The following is a 20,752-nucleotide window of genomic DNA, read 5'->3' as shown; positions in this document are numbered from 1 at the left end:
ATAATGAAGCGCTTATTTTCGTTTTGGTTTTGCAGTCGGATAGATACCTGGAGAAAAGAAATAATTATTCCTCTCCGATTTTTGCAACACAGAGTCCTTTCTATCTTTTTTACCGCTGTCGCAGTCCATAATACCGTGTACATACTCGTTCTTTTTATTTACTAAAGCAGCACCCATACACGGATTACCAGATGTGATTAATCTTGTTGACTCTAATTCAAAGCGTTGATTCGGCTGATCTTTTTTTTTCCGTGATTTTTGAAGAAGGTATGCTCTTATTCTTTCGCTGATCTCACGATAATTGTTACCAGACCAAAATAAAATTGGAAATGGCCCTTTTTCTCCGGTTTCATTTCTGAAAGTAAATTTATATTTTTTTATTTCCCCCTTGGCCTGAAGTAATGATCCTGTGCAAAGAATTATTAAAAGTAAAAAAAACTTTTTCATCTTTAACCCTATTTTTTCTTTTTTATACGCTCTACTTTGAATTTTTTCATCTTTTGAAAATTTAAACTTCTCAAAAATTAATCTCTGTTTATTTAATTATATCAAAACTATCTTTCTTTTTTATTATAAGCCACGTTTGCCCATGTGTACTGGGACATACAGAACGCCCATCACCAGGACGAATTATTTTTTTCCCATTAATTCTAATTTCATCAATACAACAGAACCAACTAGTTTTTGCGTTTACAGCTTCAAAAGAATTTAATTCCTTATTCAAAACTTGTTGTCTTTCTGTGCAACGGCTAGGTCGAAATTTCGATGGCTTCACCCCCATCTGCCATGCTTCAACAAAAATTTTTTCTCCCGTATTATTAAGAAAATTATAAGTATAAGCATTAGTTAAAGAAAAACATGACAATATAATAGTTAATAAAAAAACTGCTTGTTTTTGTAAATTTTTCACATGTACCCTTCCATTTAAGCCATTTATGAATTTGCGGCCATTTTGCATCTTTTTGAAAGTTATAAATTAATATTAATTGGCCATGCGGCGTAAAAAATCATTTTAAATAAAAACTTAATCTCCATAAGTTACTGGCGATGGCGATAATTTATATTGGCTACCTAATCCTAATACCCTAAATCCTTTTTTAATAGAAATCATGCGTTGTGGCGCTCTGGCTGAATAATACTCACCTTCACCCATAAGCTTTGTAGCTTCTTTTTCGAGTGGTTGCGCTTGTTCATTTATTTTCTGAACTTTTATTTGAGTAAGTTGACAAGGTGCTTCTCTTGGTATTACCTGAGATTGTTTGCTTTGCAAATCAAACGATGCACCCTTACATTTAGCTTTAATCCCAGGCCTATCAGTACCAATTTCTACCCAAATTTTTAAGTTATCTTTAGTTTCATTGGTAATTTTAAAATTATATTGCGCAATCTGGGCACTAATGCCACATGAAAGCACACCTAATCCAATTAAGATGAGATATTTTAAATTTTTCACTATATTTTCTCCTTTTATCACCTAAAAATAGCCTCATTAACTTTATATCTTTTATTATTATAATAACAATATTCAATCTGGATATTCAATCTTTTTTAGACTAGATTTTACACAATACACAAAAATACCCTCCAAACCTTAACCAAAAAAAGGCATTACTTTAAACAATAAGAAAAATTGACTTTTTATAAAAATTAGTAATTATTTTTTCTCAAAAGTCAATTTTTGCATGCCATTCATTTTTATATGATAGGTACCCGGGCCTTCACAAACAAAGCTTTGTTTGGTTTCTTTTTTACCAACTTTGGTCAGAGAAATAATAACTAAAAAACATTCGCTCGCATCTTTGGCATGCATAGTTATAGATTGATTATAAGCGATATCTTTATCATAGACTTTGCTGATTCTTGTTTTATCTGCTTTTTTAACTTTAAAAATTTCAGCGCTAATTGTAAGAGAATTTGGATTGACAAAAATATAGTTATCAACAGCTTGCAAGCCAACATGCGAACTAAATATAAATAATAGCAAACTAATAAATCTTTTCATGTTCAACTTCCCTCATAAAACAAGTATTATTTTTTAGTTATTTGAAACCCGTGAAATGCATCTTTAATAATCTCATAAGTTCCTGGCTCACAACGAATTTCAGAAAAACTATATCTAATATTAATTCTTATACATTCATCTCCATAAGTATCCACTTCTGCTCTTGAACCAATCGAATCTTGATCTTTACTCAGAAAAAATCCAAGCTGAGAACCTCTTATGGCTCGAGATGACAAAGATTTTCCAGGTTTTACTCTGGCAGTAACTAGATAAAGATCGATGCCTGTTTTATTTACAAAGGTCCAATGACCTGCTTTTGCAAATTCAAGAGAAGAATAAACGCTACAAACAAATATCAGGACTATAATTTTGATGGAAAATTTCATACTTTCTACCCCTATTTTTATTCTGAAATACTTACGGCCAATTTCGCAATTCATGCAAAAACATCCCAAAAAAGGCCTTTTTGTATAGTTGGCAACAAATGTATTTTCTTATTCTTGTTTGATGCCATCATTACCAATAATAGCAATATTCTATCTGAATATTCAATTGTTATTTGCTTTAGTTATATAAGAAGACAAAAAAAATTGCCCTCACTTTTTTAATTGGGGGGCAATTTTTTTAAATTTGAGAAAAAATTTAACCGACAGTTACTCTTGTTCTTGTTATTCCATAGTTAAAACCAGGATTGCTACTAGATTTTCTAAATAAACCTAAAAACTTATCAAAAGTATTTTCTCTCTTTTCAATAGCTCGTTTTTCCAATTTATATTTATAATATTCTTTTCCGCTAAAACCATTCGTCTTTTCGCTTCTAGATTGTGGTTCAATAGAAACAGAGCTCGACAATATCAATTGCTTCCCAATAAAAATTTTCTGAATTGAATCTTTTGCTCCTGTGTTTGTTTGAATTCTCAATTCAACCTTATGCAAAGCACCCGAACCCAATGAAATTTTTTGTATTTCTGTTTTTTTATTAAATTTCTTAATCTCAATAACCAGAGGAATTAATTCTTGGGTAGCATTTTCAAGCGAAACAGAACATATTTCCTCAGTAGCCTTACAGGTTAGAGATATCATCATACCGCTCAATATTAGCAAAGAAAAAAGACGATTATTTATCATAAAATTCTCCGTGTAATTTAGATTTATAAGTAATAGTGCTCATAATACTACCTTATTATCAAAAAATTACAAATAAAAAAGATAGGTTTTAATTTTACTTTTAAAATCGCCTGTTATAATCTACCACTGTCTTGATAATTTATTTCATCACTGAGGAAAAATTATGCTAAAAAAAATATTTTTAACTCTTTTTGGCGCTGTTCTATTTGTCTTGCCTCAATTTGCTATGGAAAATAAAACTATATCACTCAATAATAAAAACCCAAGTTCCTATCCTAATAAAAAACTAAAATGTTTGTTATCAATTGCCTCAAAAAAATATATAAAACTTGCAAAAACAACAAAAAAACAACCTTCTATATCAAGCGCCATTCCTCATTGTAGTGTATGCCGTACCGCTCAACACAAAAATACTCTCTATAGGCATATAAAAACTAGCCATCCCAAACAATTTTTAGCAATTTTTAGTAAATAAAGAGCCAAAAATGGCTCTTTATAATTTCAGCTCATAGGACGACCACTTTTAAGTGATTTTTCTTTCCGCTCTGGATAAGGTTCTCCACGACGGCCTTCTTGCTCTTTGAGTGCTTGCTCAAAAGCATATTCAGCAAATCCGGTTAAAGTTAATCCCGGCTCCCAATACACTACATTTTTTACCTGATCAATTAAATCTACTGGCAAATGTATGGTGATCCGCTCCTTTTTTTTGGCTATTGGCGCTAAAGCAACCTTTTCTTCGGCTTTTTCTTGAATTTGCGTAGTCAAATACGCTTCTAATGGGTTATTTCCCATTGTTTTTTTCTTTTCCATAATTTCTCCTTCAGGATAATTCTTGTTTAACTACTTCTTTGGCAAATGCACGATAATCGCATGCTCCATTACTATTTTTATCATATACCGTTATTGGCTTTGAAAATGATGGCGCCTCAGATAAGCGAATATTTTCTCTAATAGCTGTTTCATAAAGCATTCCTTTAAAGTTCTTTTGCAATTCAGCAACTACTTCTTTGGCATGTTTTGTTCTGCCGTCTACACGACATGGCAAAATACCGGCAATTTTAAGATTAGGATTTAATCGTTTTTTGATAACATTGATGGTTTCAAGCAATTGCACAAGACCACTTAAAGCCATATACCGAGCCTCAACAGGTACAATAATCTCATCAACTGCACATAGTGCATTAACCGTCAAAATACCCAAGGTTGGCGGGCAATCTATCAAAATATAATCATATTTTTTGAGCACATCCTCATCAAGTTTGTGCTTTAAAATAGTTTCAGCGCCAACTTCTTGCGCTAAACGCTTATCAAGCCCAATGAGCCATGATGAGGCTGGAATTACATCAATATCCGCATATTCGGTATTAACAACAACGCTGCCAATATCCTCATTTTCAGTAAATATTGGATAGATGCCCTTTAAGTCTTTAGCCAAACCATACCACATAGTACTTGATGCTTGCGGATCTAAATCTATTAAAAGCACCCGACGCTTTTTTTCAGCAAGACTAGCCGCCAAATTTACAGTGGTAGTGGTTTTGCCGCTCCCCCCTTTTTGGTTAATAATCGCTATTTTTCGCATGTTTTCCTCACTGGTAAAAAATGTATACAAATCTTACTAAAGAACTAAATAAAGATAAAACAGTTAAATGATAAAATGAACAAAATTGCTGCAATTGACACAATTTTGCCTATTACCATAAAATCAATAACCCACGCGATGCAGCTATTGATGTGATTTGGGTTAAATATGCCAAATTGTCCCTGTAGGCTTAATGGCTTTATTTCTGGCAATTATGTCTTTTTACGTATTTTCTACAAACTCGCTCTATATTCTGCTAAGAACTATTCTTCATTTTTTATAAAATGTGATATACTGGTTAAGTAAAGTGTAACCTGTATCTTACGAAAGGATCTGTGTAGCAGGAGAAAAAGTGCTATTTTGTGTTAATGTATTTTATGTATTTTTTTTAAGAAGAACTGAAAAATGAATATTTACGTAGGAAATTTATCGTACTCGGTAACCGAAGATCAATTAAGAGAATTATTTGCAGCTTATGGCGAAGTAGTTTCTGCTAAAGTAGTAACTGACAAATTTACCGGGAACTCAAAAGGTTTTGGATTTGTTGAAATGGGTTCAAAAGAACAAGCGCAAGAAGCTATCGCGCAATTAGATGGCAAAGAAATTGACGGAAGACGCTTACGTGTTAGCACTGCTAATGCTAAAGAAAGTCGTCCGCGTCCATCCCATGGTGGTGGCGGCGGCGGCGGCGGTTTCCGTTCACAAAGAAATAATCGCTACTAATAAAAAACCCCGGTTTTAACCGGGGTTTTTTCATGTCTATACAAACCTCTTAAAAAGATAATTAGTGATCGAGTAGATCGAGTAAAGCATGGTTGCTATTAAAATTGCTTTAACCAATCTTTTTGTAACAGACACACGCAACCTATAATAAAGATAATCTTCTATACCTTTTAATTCAACAGGCAAACCAACATCTTTCTTTAGACTATACAGATAATTTAAGCAGTTTCCTTTTGCAGTTCTTTTAGAAACATCAGCTCCTGCTTTTATTAATTCCTTCACTAATAACAAATCTTTACTCTTGATGGCGTACATTAATGGCGTTAAATCTTCTTTGTCTGTTTTATTTACATCTGCACCATTTTCAATAAGCGTGGTAGTACTTGTTTTTTTCTGACATTGAATTGCTAAGTGCAATGGCGTTTTGCCATTAGAACGAACATACATTTTGTTAAGTTTTTGAGGATCAGTAATTTTTAATGCATGATCAATATATAAGATATCACTCTTTTTCTCTGCAATCTTAAAATTAAAAGGATCATTTTCCATAGCGATAGAACTATGAACACTATAAATCAAATTTAAGGCTGCAATGAAAAGAATACATTTTTTCATAATATTTGTTTCAAATTTTAAAGTTAAAATTACAGAAAGATGATAGACCTGATGTATTTTAGTGTATTAAAAATTTGTGTTTTTGTCAAATTGAATAAATCAAGACAATTGCTATAGAACTTCGAAAGATTTTAATCGTTTGATTATTTGAGCATATTCATTCAGCGTTAATCTTATTCACTATCCTCATAATCTTCTATATTTGCTTGGGCTCCGGCTTTTAATAAAATCTGTTCAATTGCAGAAAGACCGTTTTCTCTTGCATATTCAAGTGCGGTATAGCCTTCCGAATCTTGTTCATTAATATTTGCTTTTGCTTCAATCAATAAATTGACTATTGGAATTTTTGCATTAAAAACAGCAATAGTCAAAGGTGTATTGCCTAATGCATCACATTCATTGACATCAGCTCCATATTCAATAAGGCATTCGGCCGATTCATACGAACCATTGTCTATTGCCAATAAAAATGCCGTTTTCCCTTGATTATTTCTTTTACTTACATCGGCATTATTTTTTAATAACAATTCTACTATCCGATGATAATTTTTTTGTGATGCATACATTAATCCTGTATCAGCATTATTATTTGTTAAATTTGGATCATGATCTTGTTCTAAAAAATACGCAACAATATCGTATCTACCCTTTTTTGCGGCAAGCACTATTGGCGAATTTCCTTGATTATCTAATAATGTTGCATCAGCGTCATAATTTAACAATTCTTTAACGCACTCTAACCATCCATTTTTAATGGCAATCATAAGCGCAGTATAACTTTTAGTATTATTCATGCGCTTGTTAATTTCAGCTCCCTTTTCTATTAAAATTTTAATTATTGGCAATACACCAGATCCAGCAGCCAACATTAATGGGGTATATCCGCCATGATTAGGAATATGAATATCTACCTCTTTATTGATTAAAAATTCTGCAACATCGCATATTTTCTGTTGAATTGCATAGCGCAGAGCGTCATTTCCATATTTATTAAAGCGTTTGATTGATGCGCCTTTTTCATATAAATACTGTATTTTTTCTAGTAAGTCTTCAATCTTAATTCTATCTTCATTTGGTAAATAATTTAGTAAATATAGAATTAATGGATACTGATTATTTTTATTTGAATCTTCAATTTCTGCACCAAATTCTATCAATAAATCTGCAATTTTATAATCTCGATTTATAACCGCATAATCAAATGCAGAAAGTTTATCTGACGTTCTTCTGTTAATACTTTGGGCATCAAATTGAATTATTTTTTTTACTAAATCAATTTTATTTTCTTGTGTCCAATATATTAAGGGAGTAATTTCCTTTTTCCTTTGAAAATTCAATAAATTCAAAGAAATATCATAACTCAATTCATTGGGTATTACCTCTAACGTCTTAACATCCAAAATCTGTTTATCTATATATTGAGCCACTCGGACAAATGTTAAATCTTTCAACGATTGAATTTTCATTGCAAAAAGAGAGTTTCCTGCCATAAAGCTTAGTACGTACAAATAAAAACAATTATTGTTTTTAAAAAAAATCATTGATGAGCTCCATATTGTAGTAATAGTTTTTCAGTTTTTTTCTGGCAAAAATCTTGCGCCAAAGAGAGTGCTGTTTGATCAGCCCAACTTTTAAAATTAATGTCAGCACCTTTTTGCAAAAGAATTCTTATAATATCATATTGATTGTTAAGAATTCCACGCATTAATGCAGTAAATCCAAGCATATTTTGGATATTAACATTTGCTCCTCGCTGCAACAACATTTTTACTATTTTTTTTTGACCAGTTTCTACGGCATGCATTAAAGGAGTAGTGCCATCAGCATCAGGAAAATTAATATCAAAATCATTATCAATTAAAAAACTGACATCATTATTCTTACGGTTCAAAATCTTATTACTTAAAATTGTTTTTCCACAATCATCATAGGAATTTTCAATACCAAAGCATTTAATAACATTTAAAAATGATATATCAAGAGGACTTGCAAAAAAAGCTTTTTCTAATGCAATTATCGTAGGGTATTTCTCTAAAGTGCTAATTAATAATTTTGATTCATGGGGTAAATTATTGATATTTTCTTGAAAAATTACCTTATCTTTTAAAAAAAGTATTATTTTTTTTGCTGATAAGCCACGCAAAGATATTGGCTCATAACTGTTTGGTTTTTTTGGTATTTGACCATATTCAATTGCATTTATTATTAAAAAAATAAAAACCATGGACCCTACTATAATTCTCACAAAATATACCTCGATTAGTTATTATTGTTTTTTTTATTAATATAGCAAATAAAAAACTTTATAATAAATTATGCCAAATTATAAAGGAAACTTTTTATGGCTTTTATTTCAAGTGAAAAAATATTCATTAGGTTTAAAATCGAGATGTTTGCAATTCATCGCTATAAAAAAGATATAAACCAATAAACACTACAACAGAAGCAACTACAAAATGCCATGTTACTTGTTCGTTTAAAAAAATCATCCCAAATAATGCAGTAAATAATGGACAGGTAAAACCGGCGAAAGATAAAAAAGTTGGTGAATATTTATGAAGCGCATAGCCATATAAATTATAAAAAATAAAATTGCATACAACTATAATAAGAGCAGTTAGGCCTAAAAAGGGTATTAACTCTTTGACTGGTGGTGTTACAAACCAATTTTCTGCGATAGCAGAAGTACCTAATGCCAATAAACCTCCATAAAACATACCGATTCCATTAATTAATAAAGGTGAATAACCATAAGGCAATAATCGCTTCATACTTATCCAACCAATACACGAAGAAATAATTCCGATTAGTAAAAAAATCTCTGGGATTGAAATATTTAAAACTTCGCCAAATAGCTGTTCAGAAGGTGCATCTTTTAACAGCATTGGCATTAATCCCACAAATCCTATGATAAGACCAATCCATTTTTTAATAGTTAAACGTTCATTCAAATAAAAATAAGAAAGAAGTGCCGTTATAAATGGCGATAAATTAAAAAAGAATGAAGATTTAAAAGAAGTCATATATTGTAATGACCAAATATCAAATACATACGCACAATAAATATGAAAAAAAATAACGGGTAAAAATAATTGCCAGACACGCCTAATGCTCATTAATGCATTGCGATACCAAACAAAACCAAGTAATAATAACCCTGCCACTATCATACGAATTGCAACAAAAAATATAGGTGCACTATATGCAAGTACCGCTTTTGATATGGTAAAACTACTTGCACACAATGCATACAGTAACAGAATTAATATCATGGGATATCCTTTTATTAACATGATAATGATATGTATCAATAATATATTATCATGTTAATAAAAGTTATTAATAGCGCAATAACAAAAAAAGCCTGGCAAAGACCAGGCTTTTTTGCAAGTAATACTTATTTTACTTTTTCGCAATGCATACAATGACAAAATGTACCATGGAAAACTACTAATGCAAGGCTGATAAGACCACAAATACCAAAGAAATATTCAATCCACATTGATATAGGCATTAAAAAACCCATATCTAAAATATTATAGCCAAGTGCCATTGCACCAATATGAATGCACCCCAATGCTGTGATAAAAGTCAGCACATGGTGTAACGTATGTACTGCAGGTGTACCTGTCATGTTTGTCATAATTCTTCTCCTTTTTTTGGAAATAATAATACTACTACTTAGCAATCATATAAAAAAATTACATCAATGCAATAAGTAATAACAAATACAAAACATATAAATCAATATTTTTACTGTAATAAAGTTTCAATATTCTCTATTTGTTGCGGCAAAGTTTCAATTATATTCAGTGCCGAACCAACTTTACTAAAGAGTTCATTCACTTCCGGGTAGAACTGAAGTATTCGATCATGCATATCTTTAGTAATTTGTAATTGTGCTAAAGCGCTATTGGTGTTCAAAAATTGTTCTACTGGCTTACTTTTTGCATTAATAGAATCAATGCCTAATTTTCTTAACATAAAATGATCTGTTAAAAAAGCATCATATGTTTGCTTACCAATCTGATCTCGTAAAATAGTTGAAGCATTACGAGCCGCTAGCCAATTCTTATCAGTTTGCTTTAATTGTTTTCTTTGCAATTCATAAGCTTTATCGATTTGTTCTTGTGTTATATGTTCAGGGTTTTCTTTTGGGTCTAATCCTAATGCTTGATATGCTTGGAAAGCATTAAAATCGCTGCCTTTAAACTCTGCTTGATATTCTTCATATTGACTATCAAATAAAGTAGGATACTTTCCTTTATAACGCTTTGTTAATGCAAGCAAATTACCGGTTAATTTTTGCAAATTATTATTTATATCTCTTAGCTGTTCTATTTTCTTTTTATCAAAATGAGTTTGTATTATTTGCAATCTTCTTTTTATATACGATTTATTATCGCCTTGTTCTGCTTTATTTTCTAAATTTTCAAGTTCTTCAATCAATTTTAAACTCGGGGCAATTTCTTTTTTGATTTTTTTAACTATCTGTTGAAATTCTGCAAACTGTTTTTTTGAAGAAAAAGACGGTGATACTTTTGTTCTTGGCGCTATTTCTTTTTTATATAAATTAACCGTATTTTGATCTAATTGCGCTAATTGTTGATCGATATATTGATTAAATTTTTGAACAATTTTAATAAAATCAGAGTTAAATTCTTCCGTTTTCATCAATTCAATATAAGGTATTACAATTTCTTGAGCGGTATGTAATGGAATACGCATAGCCTTGATATAATTAATTTTTGCATTTAAAGAAGGCAGTGATGCAAGTTCTTTACTCATATTTTCATGCATTAATCTTTTTTTAAATTCATTAAATAAACCTTCCACAATTACACTATCTTGAACTAAAAGTGCTTGCCTTAAAGGGTTGAAAATTTCTTTTTCAATATTTTCTAGCTCTTGTAATGCTGAGGTACGCATTGTAAACTCATGAATCTTTGATTGAATCTCGGGTTGTTTAAGAAATTGTTCTGTTTTTTGATATTTCTCTATGATTTCTTTATAAGATTTAATTTGGGTTACAATTTTCTTTTCTTCTGCTGCTGATAAATTTTGCGCCTGCAGTAATTGTTCTTTTTTTTCAAGAATATCCTTAATACTTTCAATATCTTGACCCATCGATTGATACCATATGTATAAACTATATACTTCTTCGGATGTTTGAGGCATACTTGCTTCGGGTAAAGCAATTTCTGCTGCACAAATATTAAAAATTAAGATTAATAAAATTCGTATATATTTAAAATATTGCATACTTTCTCCTTTTAAAACCCTGGTGGCCCTTCCTGGGGTATTTTTTGAATAGTTTTTTGAGCATTTTCCAGTGCATTGGATAATGCTTCTTGAACTTGACTAATTACTCTAATAAGCGGAAACTTTCCATTCTGAGCGCGCAAAACACCTGCATCTGGTAAAGCTTCACCAATCAATAACGGTAATGCTTCATTTATTATTTTATTATGCAGACTTTCGGATATCTGTAATTTAGATAGTTCACCATCTTGATTTAGATAACGGGTAGCTGCTTCATTTGTTTTACTTGGATCCATGCCTTTTTGCTTTAGCGAACGATAATCTTTTAAGAAAGTATCATATGTCTCACGCGCAATTGAATCTCTTAAAAGTACTCCCGCATTTCTTGCAGCTTTTCCTCTTACAATTCCACGAAATGCTTCCTGAAGCTGCTCACTTGCTTGCAATATCTCTTCTTGCGATATTGTTTTAGGATCAATGCCGGGATCAAAGCCAAGAGCCTGATATACCTGATCAGGCGCATATTCTTCTTCCAGCTCAATTTGATATTTTTTAAATAATTTATCAAATAAAGTTGGATATTCCTTTTCTTTGTAGCGCTCCGCTTTTGCTTGAAAATGACCAGTCAATTCTTGCAAATCAGTATAGGCATCTTCAATAATGGGCTCATATGCAGATGCTTTTTTTTCTAAAATGTTGAGCTCTTTTAAAACTTTATTTGCTTCATTTCTATGTTTATTAAAACTTTGTTTTATTACCGCTGGTTGTTGAATATCCAGATTTATAGTTTTCACTAATCCTGCAGCGTTATTTTGTAATTGTTGTATATCCGAATATAATCTATTAACTTGCTCAATATCTTTTTGTTTTTCTTTCATAAGTGCTAACTCGTCTTCAATTGATCGTTTTTTAACTGATTCTTTATGAAAATCAAAAGTACGGTCAAACCAATCTTTTAAATTTCGTGCAATACGAGCAATAAAACCAAGCTGTTGTTCATCAAGTTGTAGATTTAAAATATTCAATTCTTCAAGTTTTTCAGTAATAGTTGTTCTTAAATCATGTAAAGCAATTTTATAATTTTGCGAAATTGATGGATCAGTAGCAACTTTTTGCAATTCTCCATCAACCAGCTCTTTTATTTCTTTTAATTGTTCTTGCTTTTCATCAATAATTTTATATTTTTCATTTATATTTCTCGTTTTATTTAAACTTTCATTTATAACATCAATATCAACAGAAGTTTCGATTCCATTGCGCAATAGATTGATTTGTTCGGCCGATTTATTTTGTGTTCCTTGTTGAAATGATTTTTCAAATTCTTCTAGCGACTCACCCAAAGGAACTTCATATGCTGGTTCTTCTTGCTCAGCTAATTGTTCTTCATATTCTTTTAATAATTTTTTTATTTCAGGTTTTTTTAAAATATCTTGTTCTGCTTTTGCTTTTTTTTCATATGCTTTGGCTAACTTTTTATTTTGCTCAAGTTGTTTTTGTAATTCTTCTATTTCTTTTTCAGAAATATTTAATATTTCTTTCTGTTCCAACTGACTTTTTGCTTCATCAATTTGCTCTCTTGTTTTACGAGCCTCTTCTTGTGTCTCTTTTAAACGTTCTGCAAGATTTTTTGCTTCTAATGAGCTTGTTGGTTCTTTAATTTCTTCTTTTGGTTCAAATGGCTTAACTTCAATGCTTCTTTCAAAAGCAAAAACTACGCCGCTCAAATTAAATAAAAACAAAAAAAATAATTGGTTTTTCATAATTTCTTTCTTTATCCCGGCGGTGGGAATTCTTGTTGCACTTTTAAAAAATTTTCAACTATTTTTTTATGAAGATCGATATTATCTGAAATTTCATTAATCTCTTTTTCATAAGCTTCAATAGTACTTATCATTTCATTGTTAGCCATTTTACTTAATGATTGGGCAAAGGTATCAGTAAGATCTTTCAATGGATCAGTTGGCGTAACCACGCTATTAATTTCTTCATTAAGTAGTTTTATGCCCTGCTGAATTGCATCTAAATATGCAAATTTTTGTGCCCGCATATCAAAAAGAGTATTGGTAAACGCGCTCATTGTTGTTGGATCTTGTGTAACCGCAGTATTCCACCCTTTTACTAAAAATTCATAGTTTGCATGTACACTATTTAACTGATCGGTATATTCTTTATAAACTTGTGCTAAATCTGAAGTATGTTGTGCTAATCGTCGAGTTAATACGGTGATTTGCTTTTTGTTGACTTCATCTTTAAGCGCTTCATTCAATTTATTTTTTATTTCTTGCTCACTTGGACCTGTTCTAATTTCAGATTCATCAAAACCTAATGTTTGTAAATATTCCGTTCGCGTATTAGTGTAATTCTGATTTGCTTTTTCTAATCTACTTTTATAAGTGCCATAAACTTTTTCTCTGAACCAAGCTCCTATGCGTCGACCTAAATTAACTAAAGGCTCTACCGCTTTTCTAAATTTACTCATGCTTGGTTGAGACATAATGTTATATCGTTCTTGTTCTATCAATGCTTCAGCATTTTTTAAATCTCTATTAAATTCTTCCGCTTGTGCTTGCCGAATTATCTCTTTTCCTTTGGTAAGTCCTTGCGTTGTTTTAACCAAAAATCCACCGATGCGTTCGCCTATTTCTCCAACATTACTAATAAATGGGGCTGCTCCTTTAACACCTTTTGCTATTTTTTCTAAGTTAGCTTTCTCACCTTTTATTTTTTCAATAGTTTCTTGCGCTTTTAATAATTGCCTGGCGACCTCTTGTGCTTTTTCAATAGGAAGAGCTCGCAAAACAGGCTCAATCTGCGCAATAGCAAAATTGGTTTTATCAGCTGCAGACAAGATAATTTCTAATGTTTCTGGCGCATGTCCCATTACTTCTGCATATTTTTGTGCAGTGATTGCATATTTTCTTGCCTCTTCTCCTGCCAATCCGATATTTTCAAAAATGTCTTTGAAAATATTTGGTGCCTGCTCAATTGCATTGATAACACCATTCTCTATATCTTTTGCTGTAAATTCTAACAACTTGGATGTTGCATCAATAGCAACACTAATTCCTTCTTTTATCGATTCAGGAATAAACCTACTTACAAATTCAGTTGCACTACCAAGCGCTTGAGAAAAAATACCATATTGTTCCTCTGCTTGTTGTATTTCAGGATCTACTGGCTTTTCCTCAGTTTTTAAAATATTTATTCGTTCCTGAATTGTTTCTCTGAAAGAACGGTCTACTTCTAAACCATAGCGCTTGATAGCACCAAGCATTTCTTCTAATGCTTTTTCTGCTTCTTCATTATCTTTAATATCGTTAATATTTAAAAATTCTTTATTTAGCAATTCAATTTGATCACTTGGTAATTTTTCATATAATTTTAATCGCTCAACTAATTTGTTTCCGGGTAGCTTTGGTGGTAGGTTTTTTTGAAATTTTTCAATTTGATTAATACGAGCTTGAATATCATTAATTATCGAAAAACTACCGACTTGCTCGTCTATAATACCAATTAATTTTTGCAAAACCTCTTTTTGAGTAGAATAATCAGGATAATTTTCCTTAATCTCAGCAAATTTTTCCTGAAAAAATGTCCTCATTTCTTCTTCTTCAAATTCCTCTTTTTGAAGTTTATTTTTTAATGTTTTTCTTGTTTCCTCTTCCCATTTTTCAACACCTGAAACAATCGGTTCATAACTGACTTTTAAATCTTGAGAAAGCGATTTGATACGTTCAGCAACTGCTTCTCGTTGTTCTTCAGCATCTTTAATTTCATTTTTCATCCTTTTTTGTATCGCAGGATCTGATGTTTTTTCAAGTTCATCCTGATAATCTTTTATTCTCACTGTCCACTGATCATACGCTACACGATTGAGCTTTAAATCGGTCTCTTTTAATGTTTCTTCTACTTTGCGAATTTCTTGTTCGTTTTTTTCTTTTTCTGCTTGCTTTAAACGCCTTTCGGCTTCACTTTTTTCTTCTTCTAATCGCTGCTTTTCTTCAGTAATTTCTCTTGATAATGTATCTATATTTTCAGGCTTTGGTTCTTCAATTGGATGCCATTCTTCAATGGGCGCAAATAATGAAGAAAAAAACACCGTAGAAATAAACGTTAAAACCAAATATCGTTTCATTAAATCTTCCTTATTTTCCACCCTTTGAAAAAGTCTCGTCTGGACTTTTTCTTTCTCTTTAATATAATAAGAAATACAAATATAAAAAATCAACAATGAGGGTTTGCAGAAAAGAAAAATTGGAGCAGACTAAAGAAATTAAAGAAAAAAGTTTAATATATAAGGAAATTTTTAAAATGAGCATCAAAGCAGGTTTAGTTGGGTTACCAAATGTTGGAAAATCAACGCTATTTAATGCCTTAACCAAATCATCCGTCCCTGCAGAAAATTATCCATTTTGCACCATTGAACCGCATCTTGCTATCACTGAAGTACCTGATGAACGCATTGAAAAACTGAAAAAAATATATAACAGCCAAAAAACAATTCCCGCGACCGTTAGTTTTGTGGATATCGCTGGCTTGGTCAAAGGAGCCGCTTCTGGAGAAGGGTTAGGAAATAAATTTTTAAGCCATATCCGTGAAGTAGATCTTATTTTACATGTATTACGGTGTTTTGAAGATCCTGATATAACGCTATCTGGTGTTTCGATAGATCCAGTATCTGATTATGAAATCATTATTTCTGAATTGATGCTCAAAGATTTGGAGAGTGTAGAAAAACGTGTTGAAAAAATTCAACAATTACAAAAATCAGCAAAAAATAAGCCGGCTGAATTAAAGTTACTCGCAGCAGAAATTGAATTGCTCGAAAAAATTAAAGATGCATTAAATAAAGCTGATGCATCGCTCGTACGCACATTAGTGCAAAATTCCGACATTGAAACAGTTTCATTACTTTCAGCTAAAAACTTCTTGATAATTGCAAATATAGCTGAATCTGAAATTGATCAAGATGCCTATCGAAATAACCAATACTATCAAGCTTTAATCAATACATTTGGTTCGGAGCGTGTTATTCCAATTAGTGCTAAACTGGAATCAGAATTATCGCAACTTTCTGATGAAGATGCGCAAGAAGCAATGAGTATGTTTGGCCTAAAAGAACGAGGGTTAAATAAAATCATTAAAAGTACTTATGATAATCTTGGCTTGATTACTTTCTTTACCTGCGGGCCACGCGAAATTCATGCTTGGCCTATAAAAAAAGGCATGAAAGTGCGGGAAGCGGCTGGTGAAATTCATTCCGATTTACAGCGCGGTTTCATATGCGCTGATGTATTTAATTGTGCCGATCTTTTTGCACTCAAAAGTGAATCGGCTATTAAAACTGCCGGAAAATTACGCACTGAAGGGCAAGATTATATTGTTAAAGATGGTGATATTATTAATATCAAATTTAATGTTTAATTTAAAAGCCACACGCCAATATTCAAATACACGGCAAAAGTAAGCCAAAGAGCATACGGTATTAATAAACTTGCAGTAAGCCGTGACATTGGCCAAATAATTAATATTAAGACATAAGTAGAAAGTACTAGCAGCAAAGCATTAAATATTGATAAACCAATCATATGCTTATAAAAAAAGAAATAAGTCCACGCCATATTAAGTATGCTGTTTATAATAAAAGTAAATATAATACTATAAAAGCGACCGGTACGTGGAAATTTATTCCAAATGATAAGCAAGGCAGCACCAAGCATCACATAAATAATTTTCCATACTAATGAAAAAACAATTGCGTGAGGTGTAAATATGGGAAGTTTAAGGGTAAAATACCAGCGCATACCTGCTTGGCTAAAAAGTTGACCAAATATTGAAATAATTATGAGAATCGTGGGAATAACAATATAATTTGGTTTTACATTCATCGTTATTATCTCTCAATGCTATTGATGGTTTGATATAAATTCCAAGCCTCTTGATCTATTGGCAGTGTTTCTAAAGTTAAAGCAAATTCACTATATAATGCAATCCAATATTTTTTGATTACTTCATTTAATTTTTTGCGTGTCTCTTGCAAATCACCTAGCGATATATCCTTTAAATCTTCCTGTAAATCTTGCAATTTTTTAATTGCTTCAGGCGATAATAAAAAATATACCGGTATCATTTTTCTTTCAATTAATGCATCAATCTCACGGGCCAAATCTCCCGGCTTCAATATTTTTAATTTACTTACAAGCTGTTTTAATGCCTGTTGATCAAAGGATTGATTTGTTTTTTTTCGAATATATTGCCAACTTAAATTTGTTTTGCTTGCTAATGGTATGGTTGCAACTGCGGTAAAAAAGTTAATGATATCATTATAATTAATGATTAACTTTATTTTTTCTTTAGTAAGATCTTTCCATTTTGTTATATAAATTTCATTCTTTAATAATTTTTCGAGATATGAGATAAAATCTTGTCTTTCAACTTCTGTTGGTCTTACTATGGGAACACCTAAATATCGTGATAATTCGTCTCGCACTGGCGCAAATCGATTAGAATCAAACATATAATGTTGTAAATATTCATTGGTGAACATCTCTGGTGCTATTTTTTTTCTTATAAACCCTTGAGTAGATAGTTCGATTTCTAACGCTTTTTTGAATACCTGCATAATACCAACATTTAATTTCGCTCCCTTTTTTGCCTCATCGATTGTTGGAATTTCTATAGGTCCAGATTTTTTTAAATCTTCATGCAATTGTTCAAACTTAAGGTATTTTGGATTAATTCGTAATAAATTTAATCGATCAATTAAAGCTATTTTCTCTTTTGGATCGCTTGTAAAAGCTTTTACAAATTGATTATCTGATCCTATCGCTTGCAGATTATTTTTAGGTATAAGACGACGAATATCTAATTTAGTTTCATATCTTATTGCCGCAGCAAAATTAATAATTAACTGTTTGCCATCTTCTATTAATAAATTTTCAAAATCTGCAAAAGACCCTAAAACCCACGGCTTAAATAAAGCAATAAAGTCTTTTTGAATCGAACCATTTTGTATTTGTTTATTTATAGTGTTTAGATAATCATTGATTGGTGTTCTTATAGGGTCTAATCGACTACGAATAAAATCATCAATTCTTTCTGTCAACTCCTTTGGATCATGAGCTTGCGCAAATCTAAATTCTTGATCATACGCTCCTTGCCTAGATAATCTTTCACATTTATTTAACAATGCATTTTTTAATTGATAAAAAGTATTTGCCTGTGGTTTTCCAAAAGATTTAAGCAACTTGATAAGATAATCATCTGATTGTTTTATCTGCTCTGGAGAAAACTGCGCAATTTGTTCTTTTGTGAGACCAAAACTCTTTGGCTTGACTATTGCAAGATAGTTGGTAAGAACAGTTAAATTGTGCAACAAACCGTTAAGTTCTCTACTTAGGGTAGAATAGTCTTCAGATTTCAACGAATTGGTCATTGTTATAGCCAAAAAAGCAATTCTATACCATATTTTCATTAATCACTCCCAATATTGCCTAATTTACCCCTCAATTTACCCTTCTATGACAAGTAAATACAACAATTAATAACTTTTTCTTTTTGTTAGACCTACAAAGGGATTTTCGGGGGAAAACAGTCAAAAATGTGCTAAACAAGATAAAACTAGCCGTTTTTTTTGTAAAGTACTTTCTGTCAATCTTCCAAATTTCATAGTATACTCTAAGAAATATAAAAATTATTATACTTTATCAACTAAATCTAATTATCATGAAGGAAAAGAAGCCGGAGTTGCTTTATGAAAAGAAAAAAGGGTTATTTTTCGATTTCTGCGGTTGCAAAAATGTTTTCAGTGCATCAGCAAACTATTAGGCTCTATGAAAAAGAAGGGCTTATAGCGCCAAAACGTACTGAAGGAAACACTCGGTTATTTTCTGAAGAAGATGTTGATATGCTTGAACAAGTAATCTATTTAACCCACGAGCTTGGTATAAACTTAGCGGGTGTGGAAATGGTATTGAAATTACAGAAACAAATAAAAAAGTTGCAAAAAGAAATAAATCGGGCATTTGAAAATACACAGGAACAACTTGATAAAGAATCAGAACTTTATAAAGGAACTGCAAGGCAAAGTGCTCAAAAACTTTTAGCATTGAAAAGTGCTAAATCATCAGAAAAATTTGATCATGAAAACAAAAAAAGACCGCATGATCCGATTGATATTGATCCATGGGAAATTGACTACGAAGAATAACAAAAACGGTCATTTTCTTTAAAAAAAATTTAAATATTGAAAAAACAGGGGTTTTTATATGAATAATTCCTTTGATTCAGATAATCAATGTGAGCTCTCTTATGAATTGTTACATCTTTTACAATGGTTAACAGATCAAGAAGTTCATGCATTAAAAAAATTAATTATACGAGTAGTCAATGATGGCCTGAGTAAACAACTGGTAAAACCAGATGGTTTAGACAATAATAATTCTTCTAAAGCAGTGCAAAATAGTATTGTCGATTTTCTCGATTTATTGGATGCGTTATTACATGAAACACTTAATGAGCATTCAGTTAAAAAAGCACAGCAACAAAATCTGATGACTTCAATTAATAAAATTGATGCATCAAGTTGTGATACTGATACCGTGCAACTGAGTCTTGATAAAGTATCAGCGCAACTTGAATTAAAGCCTGAAGCTAATGCAAAAGAAGTATTATTTAAAGAAATTTTAAAACGCTGGAAACCAAGCAAAAAAAGGCGACTTAATTAAAAAAATCCAATGCCTGCAATGCTTCTCGTACCTCAAACATTGGTAATCCAATAATACTGGTATAGGATCCACGAATTGATTTTAAAAATTGTGCGCCAAATCCTTCAATAGTAATAGCACCACTGATTGTCATGTAATCGGGCACTTCCTGTAAATAATGCTCAATCCATTCATTGGGAATATTAAATTCATATTCCGTTTCTACTACTTGTACGATTCTTTGTTGTACTTGCCAAAAATTATTTAAAAATTGTTTTTTATCTAAACAAAATGCAGTTGCCACCTTTCCTCGCCCACGTAATGCAATAATTTTTTCTATAGCATCTTCTTTACTTATTGGTTTACCATGAATATTGCCTTTGCTATCCAATCCCATAGTATCTGCGGTTAATACAAATGAATAATCTCCTTCATTACCTACAGGCAACACCACATGTTCCATCTTTGAACAAGTAATTGACGTTAATACTTCTTTTAATGGCATATTCCAATCACAAGCACTTTCATCGGCCGAATGACCTATGGTTTTAAAAGGAATTCGCGCATCATGAAGTAATTTTTGACGCGATTTTGATTCTGAGCCGAGGAGTAAAGTATATTTCATGATCAACCTTTTTCTAAAAAAAAAATTAAATAGAAAAGTAATTTTTATAAAAAAAGTATACCATCAAACAATAAGAAGAGAGAATTTTTTAAATATAGAAATATTAAAAA

24 protein-coding genes are annotated in these 20,752 nt (G+C 31.4%); 5 read left to right on the top strand and 19 right to left on the bottom strand.

The window, feature by feature from the left end; translation table 11 throughout:
- Window positions 1–12: 12 nt before the first annotated feature.
- The 6 genes from WDZ41_04760 to WDZ41_04735 form a co-directional block, all read right to left on the bottom strand.
- Window positions 13–447, bottom strand: a complete 435-nt coding sequence (locus tag WDZ41_04760; GenBank protein MEX0940644.1) for a hypothetical protein — start codon at window positions 445–447, stop codon at window positions 13–15.
- Window positions 448–535: 88 nt separating this feature from the next.
- Complete coding sequence (locus tag WDZ41_04755) at window positions 536–910, bottom strand: hypothetical protein (GenBank protein MEX0940643.1); 375 nt, start codon at window positions 908–910, stop codon at window positions 536–538.
- 114 nt (window positions 911–1,024) lie between these two features.
- Entirely contained in the window at window positions 1,025–1,453 is a 429-nt protein-coding gene (locus WDZ41_04750; protein ID MEX0940642.1) for a hypothetical protein, read from the bottom strand.
- A 201-nt stretch (window positions 1,454–1,654) separates the two neighbouring features.
- A complete protein-coding gene (locus WDZ41_04745; GenBank protein ID MEX0940641.1) occupies window positions 1,655–2,002 on the bottom strand; it encodes a hypothetical protein in 348 nt (115 codons plus the stop codon).
- Between the two features lie 26 nt (window positions 2,003–2,028).
- Window positions 2,029–2,388 carry a hypothetical protein gene (locus WDZ41_04740; GenBank protein ID MEX0940640.1) on the bottom strand — a complete coding sequence of 120 codons (360 nt, stop codon included), beginning with the start codon at window positions 2,386–2,388 and terminating at the stop codon, window positions 2,029–2,031.
- 256 nt (window positions 2,389–2,644) lie between these two features.
- Window positions 2,645–3,130, bottom strand: a complete 486-nt coding sequence (locus tag WDZ41_04735) for a hypothetical protein (GenBank protein ID MEX0940639.1) — start codon at window positions 3,128–3,130, stop codon at window positions 2,645–2,647.
- Window positions 3,131–3,293: 163 nt separating this feature from the next.
- Between WDZ41_04735 and WDZ41_04730 the strand changes: the two genes are divergently transcribed.
- The gene (locus tag WDZ41_04730) at window positions 3,294–3,605 is read left to right on the top strand and encodes a hypothetical protein (GenBank protein MEX0940638.1); all 312 of its coding nucleotides are present in this window, start codon (window positions 3,294–3,296) and stop codon (window positions 3,603–3,605) included.
- A 26-nt stretch (window positions 3,606–3,631) separates the two neighbouring features.
- On the opposite strand, the gene WDZ41_04725 is transcribed toward WDZ41_04730, so the two are convergent.
- Both WDZ41_04725 and WDZ41_04720 read right to left on the bottom strand, forming a co-directional pair.
- Entirely contained in the window at window positions 3,632–3,940 is a 309-nt protein-coding gene (locus tag WDZ41_04725) for a hypothetical protein (GenBank protein MEX0940637.1), read from the bottom strand.
- A gap of 10 nt (window positions 3,941–3,950) precedes the next feature.
- Window positions 3,951–4,712, bottom strand: coding sequence for a ParA family protein (locus WDZ41_04720; protein ID MEX0940636.1), 762 nt, complete (start codon window positions 4,710–4,712; stop codon window positions 3,951–3,953).
- Window positions 4,713–5,117: 405 nt separating this feature from the next.
- Here WDZ41_04720 and WDZ41_04715 point away from each other — a divergent pair, with 405 nt between their 5' ends.
- Window positions 5,118–5,435 (top strand): RNA-binding protein, encoded by a 318-nt coding sequence (locus tag WDZ41_04715; protein ID MEX0940635.1) that lies wholly within the window; start codon window positions 5,118–5,120, stop codon window positions 5,433–5,435.
- 36 nt (window positions 5,436–5,471) lie between these two features.
- On the opposite strand, the gene WDZ41_04710 is transcribed toward WDZ41_04715, so the two are convergent.
- The 8 genes from WDZ41_04710 to WDZ41_04675 all read right to left on the bottom strand — a co-directional run bounded on the left by WDZ41_04710 (window position 5,472) and on the right by WDZ41_04675 (window position 15,447).
- Entirely contained in the window at window positions 5,472–6,050 is a 579-nt protein-coding gene (locus WDZ41_04710) for an ankyrin repeat domain-containing protein (protein MEX0940634.1), read from the bottom strand.
- 173 nt (window positions 6,051–6,223) lie between these two features.
- Complete coding sequence (locus tag WDZ41_04705; GenBank protein MEX0940633.1) at window positions 6,224–7,591, bottom strand: ankyrin repeat domain-containing protein; 1,368 nt, start codon at window positions 7,589–7,591, stop codon at window positions 6,224–6,226.
- Complete coding sequence (locus WDZ41_04700; protein ID MEX0940632.1) at window positions 7,588–8,274, bottom strand: ankyrin repeat domain-containing protein; 687 nt, start codon at window positions 8,272–8,274, stop codon at window positions 7,588–7,590. Before WDZ41_04700 ends, WDZ41_04705 begins: the two co-directional genes overlap by 4 nt.
- Window positions 8,275–8,428: 154 nt before the next feature.
- Window positions 8,429–9,322: a DMT family transporter gene (locus tag WDZ41_04695; GenBank protein MEX0940631.1), complete on the bottom strand. Its 894-nt coding sequence runs from the start codon at window positions 9,320–9,322 to the stop codon at window positions 8,429–8,431.
- Between the two features lie 125 nt (window positions 9,323–9,447).
- Entirely contained in the window at window positions 9,448–9,693 is a 246-nt protein-coding gene (locus tag WDZ41_04690) for a hypothetical protein (GenBank protein ID MEX0940630.1), read from the bottom strand.
- Between the two features lie 110 nt (window positions 9,694–9,803).
- Window positions 9,804–11,312: a hypothetical protein gene (locus WDZ41_04685; GenBank protein ID MEX0940629.1), complete on the bottom strand. Its 1,509-nt coding sequence runs from the start codon at window positions 11,310–11,312 to the stop codon at window positions 9,804–9,806.
- 11 nt (window positions 11,313–11,323) lie between these two features.
- A complete protein-coding gene (locus WDZ41_04680) occupies window positions 11,324–13,072 on the bottom strand; it encodes a hypothetical protein (protein MEX0940628.1) in 1,749 nt (582 codons plus the stop codon).
- An 11-nt stretch (window positions 13,073–13,083) separates the two neighbouring features.
- Window positions 13,084–15,447, bottom strand: a complete 2,364-nt coding sequence (locus WDZ41_04675) for a hypothetical protein (GenBank protein ID MEX0940627.1) — start codon at window positions 15,445–15,447, stop codon at window positions 13,084–13,086.
- Window positions 15,448–15,542: 95 nt separating this feature from the next.
- On the opposite strand from WDZ41_04675, the gene ychF reads away from it, so the two are divergent.
- Window positions 15,543–16,736, top strand: a complete 1,194-nt coding sequence (gene ychF / locus WDZ41_04670; protein ID MEX0940626.1) for a redox-regulated ATPase YchF — start codon at window positions 15,543–15,545, stop codon at window positions 16,734–16,736.
- Here ychF and WDZ41_04665 read toward each other — a convergent pair.
- Together WDZ41_04665 and WDZ41_04660 are read right to left on the bottom strand one after the other, a co-directional pair.
- Window positions 16,733–17,200: a TspO/MBR family protein gene (locus tag WDZ41_04665; protein ID MEX0940625.1), complete on the bottom strand. Its 468-nt coding sequence runs from the start codon at window positions 17,198–17,200 to the stop codon at window positions 16,733–16,735. The genes ychF and WDZ41_04665 overlap by 4 nt on opposite strands.
- 5 nt (window positions 17,201–17,205) lie before the next feature.
- Complete coding sequence (locus WDZ41_04660) at window positions 17,206–18,786, bottom strand: hypothetical protein (GenBank protein MEX0940624.1); 1,581 nt, start codon at window positions 18,784–18,786, stop codon at window positions 17,206–17,208.
- A gap of 279 nt (window positions 18,787–19,065) precedes the next feature.
- On the opposite strand from WDZ41_04660, the gene WDZ41_04655 reads away from it, so the two are divergent.
- A complete protein-coding gene (locus WDZ41_04655) occupies window positions 19,066–19,521 on the top strand; it encodes a MerR family transcriptional regulator (GenBank protein ID MEX0940623.1) in 456 nt (151 codons plus the stop codon).
- 58 nt (window positions 19,522–19,579) lie between these two features.
- Entirely contained in the window at window positions 19,580–20,038 is a 459-nt protein-coding gene (locus WDZ41_04650) for a hypothetical protein (GenBank protein ID MEX0940622.1), read from the top strand.
- Here WDZ41_04650 and WDZ41_04645 read toward each other — a convergent pair.
- Entirely contained in the window at window positions 20,031–20,642 is a 612-nt protein-coding gene (locus WDZ41_04645; protein ID MEX0940621.1) for a Maf family protein, read from the bottom strand. The genes WDZ41_04650 and WDZ41_04645 overlap by 8 nt on opposite strands.
- Window positions 20,643–20,752: the final 110 nt, after the last annotated feature.

This window comes from Candidatus Babeliales bacterium, assembly GCA_040879965.1.
In the GTDB taxonomy this organism is placed as follows: Bacteria; Babelota; Babeliae; order Babelales; family JACPOV01; genus JBBDJI01.
This window is presented reverse-complemented; position numbering and strand designations above follow the sequence as displayed.

Coding starts and splice junctions, on each gene's coding strand:
- WDZ41_04760 (MEX0940644.1), bottom strand. CDS start 447: ATGAAAAAGTTTTTTTTACTTTTAATAATTCTTTGCACAGGATCATTA.
- WDZ41_04745 (MEX0940641.1), bottom strand. CDS start 2,002: ATGAAAAGATTTATTAGTTTGCTATTATTTATATTTAGTTCGCATGTT.
- WDZ41_04740 (MEX0940640.1), bottom strand. CDS start 2,388: ATGAAATTTTCCATCAAAATTATAGTCCTGATATTTGTTTGTAGCGTT.
- WDZ41_04735 (MEX0940639.1), bottom strand. CDS start 3,130: ATGATAAATAATCGTCTTTTTTCTTTGCTAATATTGAGCGGTATGATG.
- WDZ41_04730 (MEX0940638.1), top strand. CDS start 3,294: ATGCTAAAAAAAATATTTTTAACTCTTTTTGGCGCTGTTCTATTTGTC.
- WDZ41_04725 (MEX0940637.1), bottom strand. CDS start 3,940: ATGGAAAAGAAAAAAACAATGGGAAATAACCCATTAGAAGCGTATTTG.
- WDZ41_04720 (MEX0940636.1), bottom strand. CDS start 4,712: ATGCGAAAAATAGCGATTATTAACCAAAAAGGGGGGAGCGGCAAAACC.
- WDZ41_04715 (MEX0940635.1), top strand. CDS start 5,118: ATGAATATTTACGTAGGAAATTTATCGTACTCGGTAACCGAAGATCAA.
- WDZ41_04710 (MEX0940634.1), bottom strand. CDS start 6,050: ATGAAAAAATGTATTCTTTTCATTGCAGCCTTAAATTTGATTTATAGT.
- WDZ41_04705 (MEX0940633.1), bottom strand. CDS start 7,591: ATGATTTTTTTTAAAAACAATAATTGTTTTTATTTGTACGTACTAAGC.
- WDZ41_04700 (MEX0940632.1), bottom strand. CDS start 8,274: ATGGTTTTTATTTTTTTAATAATAAATGCAATTGAATATGGTCAAATA.
- WDZ41_04695 (MEX0940631.1), bottom strand. CDS start 9,322: ATGATATTAATTCTGTTACTGTATGCATTGTGTGCAAGTAGTTTTACC.
- WDZ41_04690 (MEX0940630.1), bottom strand. CDS start 9,693: ATGACAAACATGACAGGTACACCTGCAGTACATACGTTACACCATGTG.
- WDZ41_04685 (MEX0940629.1), bottom strand. CDS start 11,312: ATGCAATATTTTAAATATATACGAATTTTATTAATCTTAATTTTTAAT.
- WDZ41_04680 (MEX0940628.1), bottom strand. CDS start 13,072: ATGAAAAACCAATTATTTTTTTTGTTTTTATTTAATTTGAGCGGCGTA.
- WDZ41_04675 (MEX0940627.1), bottom strand. CDS start 15,447: ATGAAACGATATTTGGTTTTAACGTTTATTTCTACGGTGTTTTTTTCT.
- ychF (MEX0940626.1), top strand. CDS start 15,543: ATGAGGGTTTGCAGAAAAGAAAAATTGGAGCAGACTAAAGAAATTAAA.
- WDZ41_04665 (MEX0940625.1), bottom strand. CDS start 17,200: ATGAATGTAAAACCAAATTATATTGTTATTCCCACGATTCTCATAATT.
- WDZ41_04660 (MEX0940624.1), bottom strand. CDS start 18,786: ATGAAAATATGGTATAGAATTGCTTTTTTGGCTATAACAATGACCAAT.
- WDZ41_04655 (MEX0940623.1), top strand. CDS start 19,066: ATGAAAAGAAAAAAGGGTTATTTTTCGATTTCTGCGGTTGCAAAAATG.
- WDZ41_04650 (MEX0940622.1), top strand. CDS start 19,580: ATGAATAATTCCTTTGATTCAGATAATCAATGTGAGCTCTCTTATGAA.
- WDZ41_04645 (MEX0940621.1), bottom strand. CDS start 20,642: ATGAAATATACTTTACTCCTCGGCTCAGAATCAAAATCGCGTCAAAAA.